This window comes from Plantactinospora sp. B5E13, from assembly GCF_039871775.1.
Classification (GTDB): Bacteria; Actinomycetota; Actinomycetes; order Mycobacteriales; family Micromonosporaceae; genus Plantactinospora.
This window is the reverse complement of the sequence record NZ_JBDPLT010000010.1, coordinates 50,449-70,292: the sequence shown is the minus strand read 5'-3', so window position 1 is coordinate 70,292 and position 19,844 is coordinate 50,449. Positions and strand designations below refer to the sequence as shown.

The following is a 19,844-nucleotide window of genomic DNA, read 5'->3' as shown; positions in this document are numbered from 1 at the left end:
GCCCCGGCACGCTTCGACGTGAGGAGTTACCGATGAGGTCACGGCACCGTCTCTCCCGGGTACCGGCGACGCTGCTCGTCACCCTGGTCGTCGCCGGGCTGGTGACGCTCGGACCGGCCGGACCGGCCGCCGCCCGGGACGGGAAACTCAGACTGGCGGTGGCCGGCGACGGCGCCACCGGCGTCACGGTCCAGCTCAGCTACGCCGACACCGGTGATCCGGTGGAGACCGGCCTGCGACTGGTGCTGCGGGCCACCGGCGAGGGCGGCCGGCAGGTCGGCCCGCTCCAGCTCGGTCCGGCCGGTGAGGGGCGGGGCTTCTACAGCAGTGGCCCGATCCTCACCCCGGGGCGCTGGGAGGTCAGCGTCAGGGCGCCGGAGCCCGACCCGGCCGAGGCGACGGTGGTGGTGCAGGCGCGTGCCCCGCAGTCGGCTCCGGCGGTGGTGGCGGACGCGCCGAAACGGTCCGAAGCCGACAGCGGTGGCAGCACCCGGAACCGGTGGCTGGTCGGGGCGGGGGTGGTGACCATGCTGGCCCTGGCCACGCTCGGCGTACTCGGGCTCCGCGCCCGCCGGTTCCCGGCCGACGGTGGGTAGCCGCCTCGGACCGCCCGACCACGCCATGACCCCGGCCGGGATCGGACCGCCGCTCCGGGAGCAGGCGACGGCCGTCCAGTCGGCCACCCCGGCGCGGCGCTCCGGGTCAGAGGAGGGCGCGCAGCGCGGAGAGGTCCTCGGCGGACGGCCGCCAACGGCCCGCCGCCGCGTTCGTCCGGACCTGCTCCGGGCTGGTGGCTCCGGCGATCACCGAGGTCACCGTGGGGAGGGCGGCCAGGCCGCCGATCGCCACCTCCACCATCGACAGTCCACGCTCGGCGGCGTACCTCTCGAGGGCCTCGATGGTGTCCCAGGGTGCGGTGGCGAGCCGCTGGGCGTACCGGGGCATGGATCCGGCGAGCCGGCTGCCGGCCGGCGGCTCGGCATCCCGCTGGTACTTGCCGGTGAGCAGACCGTCGGCGAGCGGGAAGAACGGCAGCACGCCGAGCCCGAACCGTTCGGCGGCCGGTACGACCTCGCGCTCCGCCTCCCGGTGCAGCAGGCTGTAGTGGTTCTGGGCGCTGACGAACGGGGTCCAGCCGTTGGTCCGGGCGGTCCAGTCGGCGTCGGCGATCTGCCACCCGGTGAAGTTGGAGTTGCCGAGGTAGCGCACCTTGCCGGCCCGGACCAGGTCGTCGAGGGCGCTCAGCGTCTCCTCGATCGGGGTGCCCGGATCCGGTTCGTGCATCTGGTAGAGGTCGATCCAGTCGGTGCCGAGCCGGCGCAGCGACGCCTCGACGGCCCGGACGACGTACCGGCGGGCACCCCGGGCGCCATGGTCCGGGCCGTTCAACCCGCCCATGTCCATGCCGAACTTGGTGGCCACCACGACGTCGTCCCGGCGCCCCCGCAGCGCCGCGCCCAACTGTTCCTCGGAGCCACCCTTCGGATCCCCGTAGATGTCCGCGGTGTCGAAGAAGTTGATGCCGGCGTCCAGGGCGGCGTCGACCACCGCCCGGGTGCCGGCGGTGTCCAACTTGCGGCCGAAGTTGTTGCAGCCGATCCCGACCACGGACACCACCAGCCCGGAGTCGCCCAGTCGGCGGTAGTTCATCTCACTCATAAGATCAACTTACCAAGGCCGGTGCCATCATTACCGGTTTCGGCGCGGCCGACGCCCAGGATCCGGGAGCCCGGCCGGAGGGGCGCCACCGCCACGAACACGTCGACAGCCCGGTCGACCAGGAGACGGGCCACGTCAGTAACACCCGAATTGACTTCGCAAAACTGATTCACGAATAGCGTGAATCGCCGTACGACGACACCTCGAACGTTATTCCGGGGACCTGCTATATCGTGAGCGAAATCCGGCGACCAATACGATCTTCCCTACCGTCCCAGGTCGCCGCGCGACGCTGGAGAGGCGTGGGTTCCATGGCGGTGACGGGCCGATTCGACCATTCCGGTACGGACCTTTCCCGGGTCCCCGCACAACTTCCCCGGGACGGCACCGGTACGACGTTGGACGTCACCGTCGTCCTGCCCTGCTACAACGAACAGGCGCACGTCCTGGCCGAGATCGACCGGATCACCGCCGCCCTCGACGCCAGTGGCCTGCGGTACGAGGTCCTCGCGATCGACGACGCGTCGACCGACGGCACCCTGCAACTCCTCCGCGAGGCGACCGGCCGCTGCCCGCACCTGCGGGTGCTCGCCTTCCACCGCAACGGTGGCTCGGGCACCGCCCGGCGGATCGGCACCCAGCAGGCCCGGGGCAACATCGTGGTCTGGACCGACGCCGACATGACGTATCCGAACGAGCGGATTCCCGAATTCGTCCGACTGCTGCTCGGCCAGCCGCAGATCGACCAGGTGGTCGGCGCGCGTACCAGTGAACAGGGCAGCCACAAGTTTCTCCGGGTGCCGGCGAAGTGGCTCATCCGGAAAATCGCCGAACGGCTCGCGGGCACCCGGATCCCCGACCTCAACTCCGGACTCCGGGCATTCCGCCGGGACGTGTCGTTGCCGTACCTGCGGCTACTGCCACCCGGCTTCTCCTGCGTCACCACGATCACGATGGCTTTCCTGCACAACCAGCACGAGGTGCGGTACGTGCCGATCGACTACGCCCGCCGGTCGGGGAAGTCGAAGTTCCACTTCGTCCGGGACGCCTACCGGTACATCCTGCAGGTGCTGCGGATGGTGATGTACTTCAACCCGCTCAAGGTGCTGATGCCGCCCTCGCTGTGGCTGATCGCCGTCGGCACGGCGAAGATCGGGTACGACCTGGTCGCCCACCCGGTGCGGATCGCGACCAACACCGTGCTGCTGCTCTGCGCCGGTCTGATCATCGGGGCGGTCGCCCTGCTCGCCGACCTCATCGTCCGGTCCCGGATCGACTGGCCCAGCGGAAACCGCCCATGACCAGCGCCGACACCACCACCGCCGACCTGGTTGGCACCGCACCCGCTGCCGCCGGCGCCGCCGACAGCCCCGCCGGACCGGACCGCACCGGGCGACACGGCTGGTACGCGGTGGGCGCGCTCACCGGCCTGGTCGCGCTGACCTGGCTGCCCCGGCTCGACGCGGCGTTCGGCGACGACCACCTGGGCCGGATCATCGGCCGGTACGCCCTGCACCTGCGGAACCTGCAGGAGCAGGGGCTGGTCGGCTCCCACTTCGGCGCCGACTGGGCCCCGTACGCCTCGACGCCGTACGCCCACCACCCGCCGCTGCTGAACCTGCTCACCGCGCTGACCGGCCTGCTGCCGGGCGACGGGGAGTATCAGGTGTGGCTGCCGCCGTACCTGCTCGCCCTGCTGATCATCCCGGCCGGGGCGGCGCTGCTGCGCGGGCTCGGCATCCGCTGGACCGGCACCCTGCTCGCGCTCTGCCTCACCGTCGCCACCACCTTCTACTGGGTCTACAGCCCGCTGATGATCGACCTCGGGCCGGTCCTGGCCCTCTCCGCCGGGATCGTCCGGCTGCGCCGGCAACCGGACCCGTCGCGTCGGCTGGTCGCGGCCACGTGTGTCGCCGCGCTGCTCAGCACCCTGGTCTCCTGGCCGGGAATCGCGCTCGCCGGCGTACTCGGGATCTGGCTCGTGCTGGGCCGGCGCCGCCTCGACCGCACGGTGCTGCTGGTCGGCGCGACCATGCTGGTCGGGGTCGCGGTCAGCCTGGCGTTCGTGGTCGGGGTCACCGGGCTGACCCTGCTCGGCGGCCAGGCCGAACTGCGCAGCAGCGGTGGCGGTTTCACCGTCCGGCAGTTCCTCCGCCGGCAGTGGCAGTACGCCCGCGACCTGCTCCCGGTCTGGTACCTCCTGCTGCTGCCGCTCGGCGGCCTCGCCGCCATGCTCGACCGACGGACCCGGGGCTACCTGGTGATCGCCGCCGGGTTCACCGCCGGCTGGGTCCTCGGCCTCAGCCACGGCGCCTTCGTGCACTCGTACTGGTCGTACCCGGTCCTGCTGGTCGGCCTGGTCGGGGCGGGCGTGCTGGTCGACCGGCTCGGCACCGAGTTCACCACCCCGGTCGCCACTCGACGGGCCGTCCCGGTGGTGGCCGTCGCCGGGCTCGGCGCGTACCTCGGACTGCTGGTCCTCGGCCCGGTCGGCGACCGGCTGGTCACCGGGCCGGCCCGGGCCGGCCGGCTCGTCGCCGAGCACCGGCCACCCGCCGAGCAGCGGTTCGCCTGGGTGGTCGGCAGCGGTCTGAACAGCCCACGGTGGCTCGCCTACTACTGGAACCGGCCCGCCCGGCTGCTCACCGTCGAGGAGTTGACCGCTCCGACGACCCGCACCGACGAACTGGTGCTGGTGAACCTGGACAACCGCCCGAACTGGATCCCCGACTCGGTCGGAGCGGTCGCGGTCGTCCGCGACGGACCGTACGCCCTGGTCGCGGTCGCCGCTCTCCGGGCCAGCGTGGTCCGCCCCTGAAGCCCGGGCCGCCCACGGGTCGGGCCACGCCGGTCGGGTGGCCACGGGTCGGGCTACGCCGGTCGGGTGGCCACCGCCACCAGCCCGGGACCCCGGTCGGGTCGCATCCGCTGCAGCATCGCGAACGGTGACACCGCCATCCGGATCATCCCGCCGGCGAGCACACCGCTCGGCTGCAGGATCCGGCCGGAGGTCGAGGTACGTTCCTCGGCCGTCTCCCCCGGCACGGCGTTCCCCACCGGACCGCCCGCCCACCGGTCCCGGACCGTGTCCAGCAGATAGCCGAGTGGCCAGCCATAGTGGACGAGCCGGATCTCCGTCGCCCCGGCTTCGGCCAGCCGCTGCCGGAGCTGCCCGGCGGAGTACCGCCGGTAGTGTCCGACCAGGGCGTCCCAGGCCCCGAACCGCTCCGGGTCGGCGGGTACCGAGAGCAGCAGACGACCGCCGGGGCGGACCAGGGGCAGCCACTCGGCGAGCGCCGCCGCGTCGTCGGCGAGATGTTCCAGCACCTCGAACGCACAGACCAGGTCGTACCGCCCCGGTGTCGGGGCCTGCCGGTGGTCGCCGTTGCACACTGTCCCGCCGAGCGGGGAGATCCGCTGGTACGCCACCTGGTAGCTGCGCGGATCCGGCTCGACGGCGGTGTACGTCGCCATCCGGGCCAGCCGGGTCCCGACCGCACCGAGACCGCAGCCGAGTTCGAGAATGCTGGCCGGCCGCCGTTGCGTGACGATCCGGCGGACGACCTGCCAGCGCAGCGCCGCCCGGGGCGGCAACGGCGGATCCGCTACCCGGCTAACCATCAGACCGACTCCCTTCGACCGCACCGGTCAGCCCCACGCCGGCCGCCCCTTCCGGCAACGTGCTGTGCGCTCCGGCGCCCCGAACCGGATCCGGATCCCCCGTCACCGGCACCGGCCTTGCCGGCTCCGGCATCGGATGCCGCGTTCCTGCGGCGAGACGATGCCGCAGCGGCGCGACGACGGTCGCCGGAGCGAACCGGTCGACCGCCCGACGCCGGGCGGCCCGACGCAGCCACGCGACCCGGAGCGGATCGTCGGCCAGTTCACGCAGTACGGCGGCGAGCGCCTCCGGATCCCCGGGCGGGACGAGCAGCGCCGCGTCGCCGAGGGCGCGTCGCTGCGGTCCGGTGTCGGAGGTGACCACCGCACAGCCTGCCGCCGCGCCCTGGAAGACCTTGGTGGGCACGACCCGCAGTGCCTTCGCGGTGGTGCCGAAGATGCCGAGCGAGACGTGGTGACCGGCGACGAACGCCGGGAGTTCGGCAGCGGGTATCCAGTCGTACCAGGTGATCCGGGGATTGCCGGCGGCGGCCCGACGGCAGGCCGGGTGGTCCTGCCCGGTGCCCACCATGGACACCTCGATCCGCTCGTCGGCGGCGAGCCGGGCCAACGCCGCCCCCACCGTCACCGTGCCGTGCAACGGGGTGAAGAGCCCGACAAAAACCACCCTGAGCCGTCCCGCCCCCTGGCCGGACCGTCCCCGGTCAGCTCCGTGGCCGCTGCCGCCCCGGTCAGCTCCGGTCCCGGCGGCGACCCGGTCAGCTCCGTCGCCGCTGCCGACCTGGTCAGCTCCGGCCCCGGCGGCGAACCAGTCGGCTCCGGCCCCGACCGGCACCACCACCGCCCGGTCCCGGTTGTGCTCCGGCAGCCCGGCCACCTGCTCCACGGTGTCCAGTACGACCAGGTCAGCGCGGCCGAGCGAAGCCACGTCGATCAAGCGCATCAGCCGGTCCCGGACGCCGCCCCGCGCGGCCAGACCGCGGTCCGCGGCCGTGCCGGCGGCGGAGACAAGATGGTCGAGCACGATCGGGGTGCGGCGGAACAGCCAGCGGGCCAGGTGGACGTCGAAGTGCCCGAGGTAGCCGACCAGGACCGCGTCCACCCCGTCCGTCGAACCACCACGCCCCCACCTGCGGTACGGTCGGGCCCGCCGGCGGTACGGTCGGGCCCGCCAGGCCAGCAACCACCAGCAGCGGGCCAGTTTCCCGACCAACAGGGGCAGCCGCCACGGCTGCCGGAGCACGGCCACCCGGGCGGCGGTGTCCAGGGCCAGCGGCACGTTCACCTCGTCGACCTGGTCACCGGCGGCCCGGAGTCCCTGCACCAGCACGCCGACCCGGGGATGTCGGCGTACGTCGTAGCTGCCGAAAACCAGCCAACGCACGGCAAGCAGCGTAGCTTGCCGTACAGCAATCAGCACGTTCCGTGGTCATCGCTGGCGCGTCGCCGTCCGGCACGGCCGGTCCCGATCACATCTGTCAGCGGACGGGGGCCCTCCCTAACAGTCGGGCAGGACGGGGGTACGCCCGGCGGACGGTGCCTTCTCCGCCGGCGGGCCGGGCCTCCCGGCAGGCCCACCAACCGGATGTCCCGACCGGACCCGCTCCGTCAGCACCGCGCACAGTGGGCAGAGCAGGTCCACCACGGTCATCAGCAGCCGGGACACCACGGCGGCGACCAGGGCCACCGGCGCGGCGACGGAACCGGCCAGGAGCAGCGGCACCGCGACCTCCCGCGCCCCGACCCCGGCCGGCGCGACCGCGAGCAGGAACCCCAGACACCACGAGCCGGCGAACGCGCCCACCGCGACCAGCGGCAGGGTCGCCCCGGTGGCACCGGCGTCGCGCAGCAGCAGCCACAGGTGGACGCCGTAGGCCAGCCAGCCCGCCACCGACCAGCCGACCGCCGGACCGATGCCCCGCCCGGTCAGCGGCCGGGGCAGCGGCTCCCGACGGGCCAGCCGCAGCAGCCGGGCGAACAACCGGTTCAGCAACGGTGGCCAGAGCGCCACCAGAGCCGCCGGCAGCACCAGCACCGTCCACCAGAACCGGTCGAACGCCCGGTCACCGAGCGCCGGAAGCAGCCCGACGGTCACCAGCAGGCCGGTGCCGAGCGTGACCAGCAGGGCGAGCAGTCCGGCCGCCGCCGAGGTCCGCCCCGGCACCTGGTACGCCCGCCCGAGCCGGGCCTGGAACAGGATCGGCCAGACCTTGCCCGGCAGGTACTTCGCCAACTGCCCGACAAAGAAGATCCGGGCCGCGCCGGTCACCGGCACCGGTGCCCCGAGGTCGGTCAGCAGCACCCGCCAGGAGAGGAAACCGCAGCCGTACGCGACCGTGGCGGCGAGGCCGGCGAGCACCAGGCCACCGGCGGACAGATCACCGAGCACACCGCGTACCTCGTCCCAGCGGCCCGCCACCGACCAGCCGAGGAACCCGAGCAGCACCACGGTGACCACCACCTGCGCCGTACGACGCAGCACCACCCTGACCGCTGTGCCCGACGTCACAGCACGGACGATAACCCGCCGGCCGGTCCCGACCGGTCGGCCACGCGGCACGGAACAGCGCTGGTCAGCCCACGTCCCAGACCGGCTCCGGCGTCTCCACCACCTCGCCGTCCCCCTGGAACAACACGAACCGGTCGAACGAGCGGGCGAACCACCGGTCGTGGGTCACCGCCAGCACGGTCCCCTCGAACGCCCGCAGCCCGGCCTCCAACGCCTCCGCCGACGCCAGATCCAGGTTGTCCGTCGGCTCGTCGAGCAGCAGCAGCGTCGCCCCGGACAACTCCAGCAGCAACACCAGAAACCGGGCCTGCTGACCGCCGGAGAGCGTGCCGAACCGCTGGTCGCCCTGGCCGGCAAGCTCGTAGCGGTTGAGCGCCCGCATCGCGGCGTGCCGGTCCATTCCGGCCCGGTGCTCGTCGCCACGCCACAGCACCTCTACCAGGGTCCGGTCGGTCAACTCCGGACGGTCGTGGGTCTGTGAGAAGTGGCCGGGCTTCACCCGGGCACCGAGCCGGGCCATCCCGCCGTGTTTCACCGGCGCCAGTGCGGCGAGCCCGTCGAGCGGAACCAGCCCCGGATCCGGGTCGGTGCCACCCCGGGCGAGCAGCCGGAGGAAGTGCGACTTCCCCGTCCCGTTCGCACCGAGTACGGCGACCCGGTCGCCGTACCAGACCTCCAGGTCGAACGGGAAGGTCAGGTTCTCCAGCTCCAACCCGGTGCAGACCAGTGCCCGCTTGCCGGTCCGGCCGCCGGTCAGCCGCATCCGGATGTCCTGGTCCTTCGGCGGCAGCGGCGGCGGCCCCGCCTCCTCGAACTTCCGCAGCCGGGTCTGCGCCGCCTGGTAGCGCGACGCCATCCCGTCGTTGTACGTCGCCTTCTGCTTCAGCGTCAGCACCAGTTCCCGCAGCTTCTGGTGCTCCTCGTCCCAGCGGCGGCGCTGCTCCTCCAGCCGGTCGTGCCGGGCCACCCGCGCCTCGTGCCAGCTGGCGAAGCCGCCCGGATGCACCCAGGCGCCGCCGCCCTCGACCGCGACCACCCGGTCGGCGGTCTGGGAGAGCAGTTCCCGGTCGTGCGAGACGTACAGCACCGACTTGGTCGACTCCCGCAGCCGTCCCTCCAGCCACCGCTTCCCCGGTACGTCGAGGAAGTTGTCCGGCTCGTCCAGCAGCAGCACCTCGTCGGTGCCCCGGAGCAGCAACTCCAACGCGAACCGTTTCTGCTGCCCGCCGGAGAGCGTACGCACCGGACGGGTCCGACTGGTCTCCCACGGCAGGTCCAGGACAATCGTCGAGACGGTGTCGAAGAGCACCTCGGCGTCGTAGCCACCGGTCTCGCCCCAGGCGGCCAACGCCCCGGCGTACGCCAGTTGGGCCTTGCCGGCCGCGTTGCTGAACTTGCCGCGGACCTCGGCCGCGTGCAACGCGGTCTCGGCGGCGGCCAGCGCCGCACCCGCCGCCCGCACCGCCGGCGGGGAGAGCGACAACGCCAGGTCCTGCAGTGTCGTCTCGTCCCCGATCATGCCGATGAACTGGCGCATCACGCCGAGCCCTCCGGAACGCGCGATGCCGCCGGTCCGGACCGGCAGGTCACCGGCGACCATCCGCAGCAGGGTCGTCTTGCCCGCGCCGTTCGGTCCGACCAGCGCGATCTTCATGCCCTCGCCGACCCGGAACGACACGTCGGCGAAAAGCTCGCGCCCGTCCGGCAGTGTGTGCCCGACCCCGGCGACGTCCACGTAACCCACGCCCGGCATCCTGCCGGACGGGGAGGGCCATCGGTTATCGCTTTTTGTCGAGGAAGGGACCCCTCCCCACACCTACGGCGTCAATGTGTGACCCGAAACACCCGGTAGCCCTTCTGGCTGGCGTGCCGCTCGACGCGCCAGCCGGCCTCGTCGAGCCAGCGTTGCAGCGAGTCGCCGCCGAGGTGGCGGGCCACCACCAGCCACGCCACGCCGTCCGGGGTCAGCCGGGGCAGCCATCGCCCGAGCATCTCGTGCAGTTCGGCCTTGCCGACCCGGATCGGCGGGTTCGACCACAGTTCGGCGAACGAGACGTCGTCCGGTACGTCGTCCGGCGCACTGACCCGGATCCGGTCGGCGAGCCCGAGCCGGGCCGCGTTCTCCGAGGTCAGTTCCCGGGCCCGGGCGTTGACGTCGACCGCCCAGACGGTCGCCGCCGGCGCCCGGCTGGCGAGCACGCAGGCGATCGGCCCGTACCCGCAGCCCAGGTCGAGCAGCGCGCCGGAGGTCGCGGATCCGGGCAGGGCGGCCTTGCGCAGGAGTACGGCGGTGCCGGGATCGAGCCGGGCCGCGGAGAAGACGCCGGACGACGCGGTCAGGGCATACTCCCGACCGTCGACGGCGAAGGTCACCTGCCGCCGGTGGGTGTCGACGGCAGGTTCGGTGCTGAAATAGTGGTCCCCGGTCACGCCACGCATTCTTGCCTACCCGGCGGTCCCGGCTGGCGCGGGCGGTACTCCGGAGCAGCCGGTACCCCCACCGACCTTGATCACCTTTGCGGACAGATGTCTCCTCTTTCGCCAGGCGTGATTCATCGGCGGAAGCGAGCCTCCATTCATTTCCGTTACCCTGTGCGACATGGTTTACGGGCACGGGCCGCAGCCGGGCGACGGAGCGCCACGGTCCCGGCGTGATCCCGCCGTCCAGCCCCCGGCGGACCCGGCGCTGCCCGTCGAGCCGGGCGGGCCGGCCGAACGGGTCGGCCGACGCCGTGCCCGGGACGAGGAGGGTGCGGCGGATCCGGGGCTTCCCCCGCTCGAACCGTCCCTCCGGGATCCGTCCGGTCCCGCCGGGCCGTACGGCCAGCGGCCCACCGACGGCCCCCGACGGGCCCGGCACGGGGCGCCAGCGCCCGATGATGCCGGCGCGGCCGGCGGCCTTCCACCGGGTCCGGGCCATCCGGGCCGGTCAGCACGTCCACCAGTTGGCGGACGCCACCTCGCCGCTCCGGTCGAGGTTCCCGCCGACAGCCACTCGTTCCCCGGTGCGCCCGTTCCCGGTCGTCAGGCCCGCCCGGAGGACCCACCGCTCACCGGCCGCCGTGCCCGGCCAGACGAACCACCACCGGCCGGCCGCCGCGCCCGGCCTGACGAACCACCGCCGACCGGGCGGCGCCTCGGAGTTGAGGAGCAGCCGGGGACCGGACGGCGGAACCGCCCTGGCGAACCACCGGTGCCCGGCCGACGCGCCCAGCCTGACGAGCCGGTGAGCGGGCACGGCGCCCGGCCTGACGAGCCACCAGCCGCCGGTCGGCGCGGCCGGCCGGAGCTTCGGCCCGGCTCCGGCGGCCGGCCCGATCCCGACCGTTCCCCGGCCCCGTGGGCATCAGCGGCCGCCACCGGGCGTCCACTGTCCACTGACGGGACGCCACGGCCCGCCGAGGACGCGGCCCCGGCCGGTCGCCGACGGGCCCGTTCCGAGCCGACCAGCCCCGCCGAGCCCTTCGGGCGCCCCGACCGGGCGATACCCGACGCTGCCGGTCCCCGACCGAACCCCATACCGAGGCAACGCCGCTCCGGCCCGGCTGATCCGGCCGCGCCGCCCCCGCTCGCACCGGACCTCTCCCCACCAACGGGACGACGCAGAGCCGCTGACCCGTCAGCACCGCCGCCGGTCGCCGGCCCGAACGGGCCCCGTACCGGCCGGGGCGCCCGACCTGGCGCTCCGTCAGGGCGACCACCGGTGTCCCCAGCGGCCGGACCAGCCCCGACCGCGGGACCTGCTGGTGGGCCTGGCCTTCCCGACCCGGCGCTCCGCCGGCCGGATGCCCCTCGCGCCGCGGGCGCCAGCCGTCGAGGCGGCCCACCGACCGACGACCCCCGCACCGGGGGCGCCAGCCGTCGAGGCGGCCCACCGCCGGTGCCGTCCCGGCAGCCGATGCCGCCGGGTCCTCCACCCCGCCCGGGCAACCGCACCCCTGGTGACGCCCCGCCTCCAGGTGTTGAACCCGAACGTCGAGGGCGGGCGGAGGCCGGGCCCGGGCGGCGCACCGGCGTGCCCCGTACCCCGGCAGGCGAGCGGCCGCCCGGCTCACCCGCCGGCCCCCCTGGCGGCTCCCGTCCCCTGCCACCCACCGGCTCACCCGTCGGTCCCCCCAACGGCTCCCGTCCCCTGCCACCCACCGGCTCACCCGTCGCGCCCGGCGGCAGGCCGGCTGGTCCGCCCCGCTCCGGCCCGCCCGCCGGCGCACGGCCCGGCCCACCCGGGGGGTCGCCCATCGCACCTCGCTCCGGCCCGCCCGGCGTACGTCCGGCACCGTCGAACGGTCCCCGACCATCGCCCGGGGACGGGGTGCCGCCGGCCGGCCGGCCGGCGAAACGGCCCGCGGCCACCGCATCGGCGGCCCCCGCGCCGCCCGCAGCCAGGTCGGAGAGCGCGCCGAGCACCGTGGCGCCGGCACCGGCGGGCCCCGACGAGGTACGGAAGCCGCCGATCGCGTCCAAGCGCACCTGGCAGTGGGTCGTCGGTTCGCTCGGCGTAATGGTGCTGCTCGGCCTCTGTGGGCTCAGTGGGTACTTCGTCCTCGCCGGCCCGGAGTACGGCGAGGACAGCCGGCCGGCCGACAGTGCCGCCGCCCCCGTCGGCCCCCGGGACATCAGCTCACGGGCAGCCGATCCGACGCCGCTCACCGTCGAGGAGGTGTTCCCGGGCAAGCAGATCCTCATCGACGTGGAGGATTCGCCGTACCCGGTACGCAAGACGCAGGCCTCGGAGGACTGCGAACTCGTCGCTGACGGTGAGATCCGGGAGTTGCTGCTGAGTCTCGGCTGCAGCCAGTTCGTCCGGGCCACCGTGCTGTCGCCGCCGGAGACGTACGTCGCCACGGCCGGCATCGTCAACCTCGAGGACGCGGCCGGGGCGACCGGCGCACACGAGAAGATCAAACCGATCGTGGACGGCAAGAAGGGACGATTCCTCGGCATGGCGGCCGGTGGGGACACCGGGGCCGTCGAAGGGCGCTCGGCCCAGGTCGGCTGGCACGTACGCGGCCACTACCTGATCTACTGCGTGGTGGCCCGGACCAACGGGCAGACCATCGGCAGCGACGATCCGTTCGCCCGTCAGGTCATGTTGGACATGATCGAGGTGTATCTCCGGGGCAAGGTGCTGGACCGTCGGGTGACCGCCTCCGCCGCCCCACCCGCCGGCGTCGACCCGAGTCAGCCCAACTGAACCCGAGGTACGACGTACCGGCTGGCTCAGGCGGTGGTGGTGATCCGCAGCCGCCGGGTACGCGACGCCCGCTCGGCGTACCCGGCCGGGTCCTCGGGATAGCCGACCTCGACCAGGGTCAGCCCGTGCGGCGGTACGACGCTCACCTCGCTGGCCCGTTCCCGCCGGTCGAGCAGCCCGCCGGGCCAGGCCGCCGGCCGCCGACCGTCGCCGGCCACCAGCATCGCGCCGACCAGGCTCCGCACCATCGACTGGCAGAACGCGTCGGCCTGTACGGTGGCGACCAGTACGCCGTCCGGGTCACGTCGCCAGTCCAGTCGGGTGACCTCCCGTACCGTCGTCGCGTGCTCCTTACGCCGGCAGTACGCGGCGTAGTCGTGCTCGCCGACCAGCCCGGCCGCGGCCTCGTTCAGCGCCGCCAAATCCAGCGGACGCGGCCAGGCGAGGATCTCGTGCCGGCGCAGTGGGTCGGCGCCGTGCGGGGCGTCGGTGACCCGGTACTCGTACCGGCGGAACGTCGCCGAGAAGCGGGCGTCGAACTCGGCCGGCACCTCGGTCAGGGCACGTACCCGCACGTCGGTGGGGAGCAGCCGGGCCAGCCGGCGCAGCAGTGTCCCGGTGTGCTGCCGCCAGAGCGCGGCGGGCAGGTCGACGTGGCAGACCTGACCGGTCGCGTGCACGCCGGCGTCGGTCCGACCCGCCACGGTCAGGCCGGTCGCCCGGTCTGCGCCGAGGACCAGGTCGAGCGCCTCGGTCAGCACACCCGCGACGGTACGTCGGCCAGGCTGCGCGGCCCAGCCGGAGAAGTCGGTGCCGTCGTAGCCGACGTCCAGCCGGACCCGGGTACGCACCTCCGGCTCGTGTTCCACGTCCCACCTCTTTGTCGACAGGTTCGGAAGGGTGGCCGGGCCGGCGTGGTCGTACGGCTCGAGCCGGCCCGGAAAAGCCGCGGCCCGACATCCCCGTGGGAATGCCGGGCCGGGCTGTGTCCGTAGGTGTCGGGACCTCAGGACTTCGAGTTGTCCGCCTCGTCGGTGTCCTCGCGGGCCTGCGCGGTGTCACCGGAGACCGACTCCGGAGCCTCGGCGTCCTGGTCGGCCGGAGCGGAGGACGACTGCGGGGTCTCCTCCTCCGGGGCCAGGGCCTCGACCTTGTCCTGCTGCGCCGCCTTGCGGGCGGCCGTCTTCTTGGCCGGGGCCGCCGGGGCCACGGTCAACTCCTCGACCAGCTCGATGATCGCCATCGGGGCGTTGTCACCCTTGCGCGGAACCGTCTTCACGATCCGGGTGTAGCCACCGGGGCGGTTGGCGAACCGGGGCGCGATCTGGTCGAACAGGGTGAAGACCACGTCCTTGTCCCGCACCACGGTCAGCACCCGGCGACGGCTCGCCAGGTCACCGCGCTTGGCCTTGGTGATGAGCTGCTCCGCGAGCGGACGCAGCCGCTTGGCCTTGGTCTGGGTCGTGGTGATTCTGCCGTGCTGGAACAGCGCGGTGGCCAGGTTGGCCAGGATCATCCGCTCGTGCGCGGGGCTACCGCCGAGGCGGGGGCCCTTGGTGGGCGTGGGCATTCTTGGTGCTCCTCAGTAGTGGGTGGCCGGATATCCAGTGGGTGGCCGGATGTCCGGCTAGCCCCGGACTAAAGCTGCTCGGTCTCGCGGTAGTCGTCGGTGTCGTAGTCGGCCTCGCCGAACGTGTCCACGACGTGCGCCGGGTCGAAGTTGGGCGCCGAGTCCTTCAGCCCCAGCCCCATGCCGGCGAGCTTCATCTTGACCTCGTCGATCGACTTCTGACCGAAGTTCCGGATGTCGAGGAGATCGGCCTCGGTACGCCCGATGAGCTCACCAACGGTGTTGATGCCCTCGCGCTTGAGGCAGTTGTACGACCGGACGGTCAGGTCGAGCTCCTCGATCGGCAGGGCCAGATCGGCGGCCAGCTGCGCGTCCTGCGGCGACGGGCCGATGTCGATGCCCTCGGCGCTCTCGTCCAGCTCCCGGGCCAGCCCGAAGAGCTCGACCAGGGTGGAGCCGGCGGAGGCGAGCGCGGTGCGCGGCCCGATCGACGGCTTGGTCTCGACGTCGATGATCAGCCGGTCGAAGTCCGTGCGCTGCTCGACACGGGTGGCCTCGACCCGGTAGGTCACCTTCAGCACCGGCGAGTAGATCGAGTCGACCGGGATCCGGCCGATCTCGGCACCGGCCTGCTTGTTCTGCGCCGCGGTGACGTAGCCCCGGCCCCGCTCGACGGTCAGCTCCATGTCGAGCCGGCCCTTGCCGTTGAGGGTGGCGAGCTTCAGGTCGGGGTTGTGCACGGAAACCCCGGCCGGCGGCTGGATGTCACCGGCGGTCACGTCACCGGGGCCCTGCTTGCGCAGGTACATGCTGACCGGCTCGTCGTGGTCGGAGCTGACGCAGAGCTCCTTGACGTTCATGACGAGCTCGACCACGTCCTCCTTGACGCCGGGGATCGTGGTGAACTCGTGCAGCACGCCGTCGATCTTGATCGACGTCACCGCCGCGCCCGGGATGGACGACAGCAGCGTACGACGCAGCGAGTTGCCCAGGGTGTAACCGAAACCCGGCTCGAGCGGTTCGATGGTGAACCGCGACCGGGTCTCGCTGATCGACTCCTCGGTGAGGGTCGGCCGCTGGGTGATGAGCACTGTCTTTCTCCTTGGGTCGGGGCGCCCGCCATATGACGCCCGAACTGTGGCGCCCGGTGGTGGGCGCCGAGGCGGCCCCCACCCGGGGGCCAGAAACTAATTGCGGTAGAGCTCGACGATCAGCTGCTCCTGGACCTGGGTGTCGATGACCCCACGGGCCGGAAGCGTGTGCACGAGCACCTTCATCTGGCTGGGGATGGCCTCCAGCCAGGCCGGCACCGTCTTCGAGCCGGCCTCGGCCTGTGCGACCAGGAACGGGGTCAGCTCCTTGGACTTGCCCCGGACCTCGACGATGTCGTGCTCCTTGACCCGGTACGACGGGATGTCGACCTTCTTGCCGTTCACCGTCAGGTGACCGTGCTTCACGAGCTGACGCGCGTGGTCACGGGACTTGGCCAGGCCGGCCCGGTAGACGACGTTGTCGAGCCGCGACTCGAGGATCTGCAGGAGGATCTCGCCGGTCTTGCCCTTCTTGGCGACGGCCTCCTCGTAGTACCCGCGGAACTGCTTCTCCAGCACGCCGTACACCCGGCGGGCCTTCTGCTTCTCACGCAGCTGCAGCAGGTACTCGGTCTCCTTGGTACGACCCCGGCCGTGCTGTCCGGGCGGGAACGGCCGGGACTCGAACGGGCACTTCGGGCCATCGCACTTGCTGCCCTTGAGGAACAGCTTCATCTTCTCCCGACGGCAGCGACGGCAGTCGGGACCGGTGTAACGAGCCATCTTTGTCTACTACCTCTCAGACCCGACGACGCTTCGGCGGACGGCACCCGTTGTGCGGCTGTGGCGTGACGTCGGCGATCTGGCCGACCTCCAGACCCACAGCCTGCAGCGAACGGATGGCGGTCTCCCGGCCGGAGCCGGGGCCCTTGACGAACACGTCGACCTTGCGCATGCCGTGCTCCATCGCCCGTCGCGCGGCGGCCTCGGCGGCCAGCTGGGCGGCGAACGGGGTCGACTTGCGGGATCCCTTGAAGCCGACCTGGCCAGCGGAGGCCCAGGAGATGACGGCACCGGTCGGGTCCGTGATCGAGACGATGGTGTTGTTGAACGTGCTCTTGATGTGCGCCTGCCCGTGGGCGACGTTCTTGCGTTCCTTGCGCCGGACCTTCTTGACGGCGGCCCCGGCGCGAGCCTTCGGTGGCATAAGTCTGTGCGCTCCTAGTTGACTTCCCGGTGCGGGTAGGAGTCCGGACGACCTCGACGGACGCCGACCCGGATTCCGGTTAACTCTCCGGTACGGGTAGGAGTCCGGACGACCTCGACGGACGCCGACCCGGATTCCGGTTAACTCTCCGGTACGGGTAGGAGTCCGGACGACCTCGACGGACGCCGACCCGGATTCCGGTTAAGTTTTACTTCTTGCCGGGCTTCTTCTTGCCGGCGACGGTCCGCTTCGGGCCCTTCCGGGTCCGGGCGTTGGTACGGGTCCGCTGACCACGGACGGGCAGGCCCCGGCGGTGCCGGATGCCCTCGTAGCAGCCGATCTCGACCTTGCGGCGGATGTCCGCGGCGACCTCGCGGCGCAGGTCACCTTCTACCTTGAAGTTCGCCTCGATGTGGTTCCGGAGCTGCAGCAGCTCCTCGTCCGTGAGGTCCTTGGCGCGCTTGTCCGGGGAGATGCCGGTGGCGGCGAGCGTCTCGAGCGCCCGGGTCCGTCCGACCCCGAAAATGTAGGTGAGCGCGATCTCCATCCGCTTGTCGCGGGGGAGGTCGACGCCGACTAGCCGTGCCATGTGCGGGCGTACTCCTCGTGGTGTTCGCGGAGGTCTGGACCCGCCCCACCCCGCCTGCCCCGACGGGCCCCGGCCTCCGACCGGGGGTCAGCCACGACTCGCGTTCTCGCCAGGCGTTCTCGCCAGACGTTCTCGCTGCTCGCGGCTGGGACGAGCTTGTGTTGTTGTGCGGGATCTACGACCCGGGTGACCACGACGCGCCGCCGGCGGCGTGCCGGCCGGCGACCGTGGTTCAGCCCTGGCGCTGCTTGTGGCGCGGGTCGGTGCAGATGACCATGACCCGGCCGTGCCGGCGGATCACCCGGCACTTGTTGCAGATCCTCTTGACGCTCGGCTTGACCTTCACGGTTGCCTTACTTCCCATCTAGTACCCGGCAGCGCGACGCCGTCGAGTCGTGAGGACGGACACGGATGTCCGGTCGTCGTCAGGCGAACCCCTCCGGACCGGCGAGCGGTCCGGTGACGTTCACTTGTAGCGGTAGACGATCCGCCCGCGGCTCAGGTCGTACGGCGAGAGTTCGACGACAACCCGGTCCTCGGGCAGGATGCGGATGTAGTGCTGCCGCATCTTGCCGCTGATGTGAGCCAGCACCTTGTGGCCGTTGGCGAGCTCGACCCGGAACATCGCGTTCGGGAGTGGCTCGATGACCCGGCCTTCCATCTCGATGGCTCCGTCTTTTTTCGGCATGTCCTCCGCTGTCCTGACGTCGGTTACTCCGGACGGCTCACAACGTCTTCCTGGATGATGGCCATCCAGGCCAGCCGCGGACCCCGGCTCCCACCGAAGCGCGGGTGGGCATGCCGGAGTGGACGCTGTGCGCCGATCAGCCAGTGTACGCGCGCACGTGCAGCAGCGCCAACCCGAGGTGGCTCGGGTTGGCTGATCGGACGAATCCGACTATATCAGGCGGCCTCCCCGTCACCCGGCCGCTCGGTCCGACGGCGCTCCCGGCGCTCGGCCCTGGCCCGCTCCCGAGCCGCCCGGCGGGCGGCCCGGCGCTGCGGCGCACCGTTGGCCAGACCCGAGACCGTCACCACCAGCAACACCACTCCCCAGGGCCCGGCGACCCAGCCCGGCCAGAAGTAGTTGATATCGCCGGCCATCACGCAGATGACCGCCCAGATCCCGACGACCACCGCGACCGTGCTGAAGTAGGGACCCCAGGTTTCCCGCAGCCAGTCCCGTACCACGGTGCCGGGAGAGGACGGCGTAGGTCCGGTCGAACCGCCCGGGACGGCCACCCCTCCGGTTCCGGTCGGCGCCAGCCGTGACCGCTCCTCCGGCGCCGGGGCGGGCAGGTCGGCGAGCAACCCGTCCAGGTCACCGTACGTCTTCGCCGCGTACGTCCGCTGGAGTCGGTTGTCGTACTCGCCGAGGTCGAGCCGGCCCTCGTCCAGGGCGCGACGGAGCCGGTCGGCGACCGCCGCCCGGTCCGAGTCCGCGGCACGCATCCGGTCCCGCTGCTCCATGACTCAAAGTTTGCCATCACCGGGCCACCGGGCACAGCAGTGCATGATCGGCCTGCTGCTTCCGCAGAACCGGAACCGGGCTCGCCCCGGCCCGGCACCCGGCGCGAGCGGCGCCCCAGCCCGGCGGAACTCAGCCCGCCGGGGCGGAAGGAGCCGGTTCGCGGGCGGTCACCAGGTCACCGAGCCGGGCGCGGCCACCGTCCGGCGCGGTCAACACCCAGACCCCGTCGTCGAGCAACGCCATCGAGTGCTCGACGTGCGCCGCGACCGAACCGTCCCGGGTGACCACCGTCCAACCGTCGGACAACTCCACGCTCCGCGGCGAACCCATCGTGATCATCGGCTCGATCGCCAGCGCCATTCCGGGGACCAGGCGCGGCCCGCGTCCCGGCCGACCATGGTTGAGGACGTGCGGGTCCTGGTGCATCTCCGTACCGATGCCGTGCCCGCCGTAACCCTCGACAATGCCGTACCGGCCGGCGGCCCGGACCGCCCGCTCCACCGCGAACGAGATGTCGGTGAGCCGGCCCCGGCGGTTGAGCATGCCCCGGGCGGCGGCGGCGATCCCGGCCCACATCGCGTCCTCCGCGACCTCGGCCATCCGGAGCAACTCCGGGCGCACCTCGCCGACGCCGACGGTGATCGCCGCGTCGCCGTGCCAGCCGTCGAGTACGGCGCCGCAGTCGATCGAGATCAGGTCCCCCTCCCGGAGCACCTGGTCGGCGGCGGGGATCGCGTGCACGATCTGCTCGTTCACCGAGGAGCAGATCGTCGCCGGGAAGCCGTGGTAGCCCTTGAACGAGGGAACCGCGCCGGCGCCGCGGATCACCGACTCGGCGATCGCGTCGAGGTCGGCGGTGGAGACCCCGGGCGCGACCGCGGCCCGCATCCGGGCCAGCGCGTCCGCGACGACCAGCCCGGCCGCCCGCATCTTCTCGATCTGCTCCGGGGTCTTCAGCTGGATGTCCAGCTGGTGACGACGCATGGAACCAGC

20 protein-coding genes are annotated in these 19,844 nt (G+C 72.5%); 4 read left to right on the top strand and 16 right to left on the bottom strand.

Annotated elements, in window-relative coordinates:
• Window positions 1–32: 32 nt before the first annotated feature.
• On the top strand, window positions 33–596 hold the full coding sequence (locus tag ABGB05_RS11935) for a hypothetical protein (protein ID WP_347653307.1): 564 nt from the start codon (window positions 33–35) through the stop codon (window positions 594–596).
• Window positions 597–702: 106 nt separating this feature from the next.
• Here the strand turns inward: ABGB05_RS11935 and ABGB05_RS11930 are convergent, their stop codons facing one another.
• Complete coding sequence (locus ABGB05_RS11930; protein WP_347653414.1) at window positions 703–1,650, bottom strand: aldo/keto reductase; 948 nt, start codon at window positions 1,648–1,650, stop codon at window positions 703–705.
• 326 nt (window positions 1,651–1,976) lie between these two features.
• On the opposite strand from ABGB05_RS11930, the gene ABGB05_RS11925 reads away from it, so the two are divergent.
• Window positions 1,977–2,960, top strand: a complete 984-nt coding sequence (locus ABGB05_RS11925; RefSeq protein ID WP_347653306.1) for a glycosyltransferase family 2 protein — start codon at window positions 1,977–1,979, stop codon at window positions 2,958–2,960.
• On the top strand, window positions 2,957–4,477 hold the full coding sequence (locus ABGB05_RS11920) for a hypothetical protein (protein WP_347653305.1): 1,521 nt from the start codon (window positions 2,957–2,959) through the stop codon (window positions 4,475–4,477). The genes ABGB05_RS11925 and ABGB05_RS11920 overlap by 4 nt, the downstream gene beginning before the upstream one ends.
• 53 nt (window positions 4,478–4,530) lie before the next feature.
• Here ABGB05_RS11920 and ABGB05_RS11915 read toward each other — a convergent pair whose 3' ends face one another.
• From ABGB05_RS11915 to ABGB05_RS11895, 5 genes are all read right to left on the bottom strand, one after another.
• Window positions 4,531–5,280, bottom strand: a complete 750-nt coding sequence (locus tag ABGB05_RS11915; protein ID WP_347653304.1) for a methyltransferase domain-containing protein — start codon at window positions 5,278–5,280, stop codon at window positions 4,531–4,533.
• Window positions 5,273–6,664, bottom strand: a complete 1,392-nt coding sequence (locus ABGB05_RS11910) for a glycosyltransferase (RefSeq protein ID WP_347653303.1) — start codon at window positions 6,662–6,664, stop codon at window positions 5,273–5,275. The genes ABGB05_RS11915 and ABGB05_RS11910 overlap by 8 nt, the downstream gene beginning before the upstream one ends.
• Window positions 6,665–6,778: 114 nt before the next feature.
• Complete coding sequence (locus ABGB05_RS11905; protein WP_347653302.1) at window positions 6,779–7,789, bottom strand: lysylphosphatidylglycerol synthase domain-containing protein; 1,011 nt, start codon at window positions 7,787–7,789, stop codon at window positions 6,779–6,781.
• Window positions 7,790–7,853: 64 nt separating this feature from the next.
• Complete coding sequence (locus ABGB05_RS11900; protein ID WP_347653301.1) at window positions 7,854–9,533, bottom strand: ATP-binding cassette domain-containing protein; 1,680 nt, start codon at window positions 9,531–9,533, stop codon at window positions 7,854–7,856.
• 80 nt (window positions 9,534–9,613) lie between these two features.
• Window positions 9,614–10,219 carry a methyltransferase gene (locus ABGB05_RS11895; RefSeq protein ID WP_347653300.1) on the bottom strand — a complete coding sequence of 202 codons (606 nt, stop codon included), beginning with the start codon at window positions 10,217–10,219 and terminating at the stop codon, window positions 9,614–9,616.
• Between the two features lie 1,978 nt (window positions 10,220–12,197).
• On the opposite strand from ABGB05_RS11895, the gene ABGB05_RS11890 reads away from it, so the two are divergent.
• Window positions 12,198–12,983 (top strand): hypothetical protein, encoded by a 786-nt coding sequence (locus ABGB05_RS11890; protein ID WP_347653299.1) that lies wholly within the window; start codon window positions 12,198–12,200, stop codon window positions 12,981–12,983.
• 26 nt (window positions 12,984–13,009) lie between these two features.
• Here ABGB05_RS11890 and truA read toward each other — a convergent pair whose 3' ends face one another.
• From truA to map, 10 genes are all read right to left on the bottom strand, one after another.
• The gene (gene truA / locus ABGB05_RS11885; RefSeq protein WP_347653298.1) at window positions 13,010–13,852 is read right to left on the bottom strand and encodes a tRNA pseudouridine(38-40) synthase TruA; all 843 of its coding nucleotides are present in this window, start codon (window positions 13,850–13,852) and stop codon (window positions 13,010–13,012) included.
• Window positions 13,853–13,989: 137 nt separating this feature from the next.
• Complete coding sequence (rplQ, locus tag ABGB05_RS11880; protein WP_347653297.1) at window positions 13,990–14,553, bottom strand: 50S ribosomal protein L17; 564 nt, start codon at window positions 14,551–14,553, stop codon at window positions 13,990–13,992.
• 68 nt (window positions 14,554–14,621) lie between these two features.
• The gene (locus ABGB05_RS11875) at window positions 14,622–15,644 is read right to left on the bottom strand and encodes a DNA-directed RNA polymerase subunit alpha (RefSeq protein ID WP_347653296.1); all 1,023 of its coding nucleotides are present in this window, start codon (window positions 15,642–15,644) and stop codon (window positions 14,622–14,624) included.
• Window positions 15,645–15,740: 96 nt separating this feature from the next.
• Window positions 15,741–16,367, bottom strand: coding sequence for a 30S ribosomal protein S4 (gene rpsD, locus ABGB05_RS11870; protein ID WP_347653295.1), 627 nt, complete (start codon window positions 16,365–16,367; stop codon window positions 15,741–15,743).
• A gap of 16 nt (window positions 16,368–16,383) precedes the next feature.
• On the bottom strand, window positions 16,384–16,791 hold the full coding sequence (gene rpsK / locus ABGB05_RS11865) for a 30S ribosomal protein S11 (RefSeq protein WP_030329919.1): 408 nt from the start codon (window positions 16,789–16,791) through the stop codon (window positions 16,384–16,386).
• Window positions 16,792–16,999: 208 nt separating this feature from the next.
• Window positions 17,000–17,380: a 30S ribosomal protein S13 gene (rpsM, locus tag ABGB05_RS11860; RefSeq protein WP_347653294.1), complete on the bottom strand. Its 381-nt coding sequence runs from the start codon at window positions 17,378–17,380 to the stop codon at window positions 17,000–17,002.
• A 232-nt stretch (window positions 17,381–17,612) separates the two neighbouring features.
• Window positions 17,613–17,726: a 50S ribosomal protein L36 gene (gene rpmJ / locus ABGB05_RS11855; protein WP_012184307.1), complete on the bottom strand. Its 114-nt coding sequence runs from the start codon at window positions 17,724–17,726 to the stop codon at window positions 17,613–17,615.
• A gap of 120 nt (window positions 17,727–17,846) precedes the next feature.
• Window positions 17,847–18,068 carry a translation initiation factor IF-1 gene (gene infA, locus ABGB05_RS11850; RefSeq protein WP_123554963.1) on the bottom strand — a complete coding sequence of 74 codons (222 nt, stop codon included), beginning with the start codon at window positions 18,066–18,068 and terminating at the stop codon, window positions 17,847–17,849.
• Window positions 18,069–18,283: 215 nt separating this feature from the next.
• On the bottom strand, window positions 18,284–18,850 hold the full coding sequence (locus tag ABGB05_RS11845; protein ID WP_347653293.1) for a DUF1707 domain-containing protein: 567 nt from the start codon (window positions 18,848–18,850) through the stop codon (window positions 18,284–18,286).
• Between the two features lie 130 nt (window positions 18,851–18,980).
• A complete protein-coding gene (gene map / locus ABGB05_RS11840) occupies window positions 18,981–19,835 on the bottom strand; it encodes a type I methionyl aminopeptidase (RefSeq protein WP_347653292.1) in 855 nt (284 codons plus the stop codon).
• Window positions 19,836–19,844: the final 9 nt, after the last annotated feature.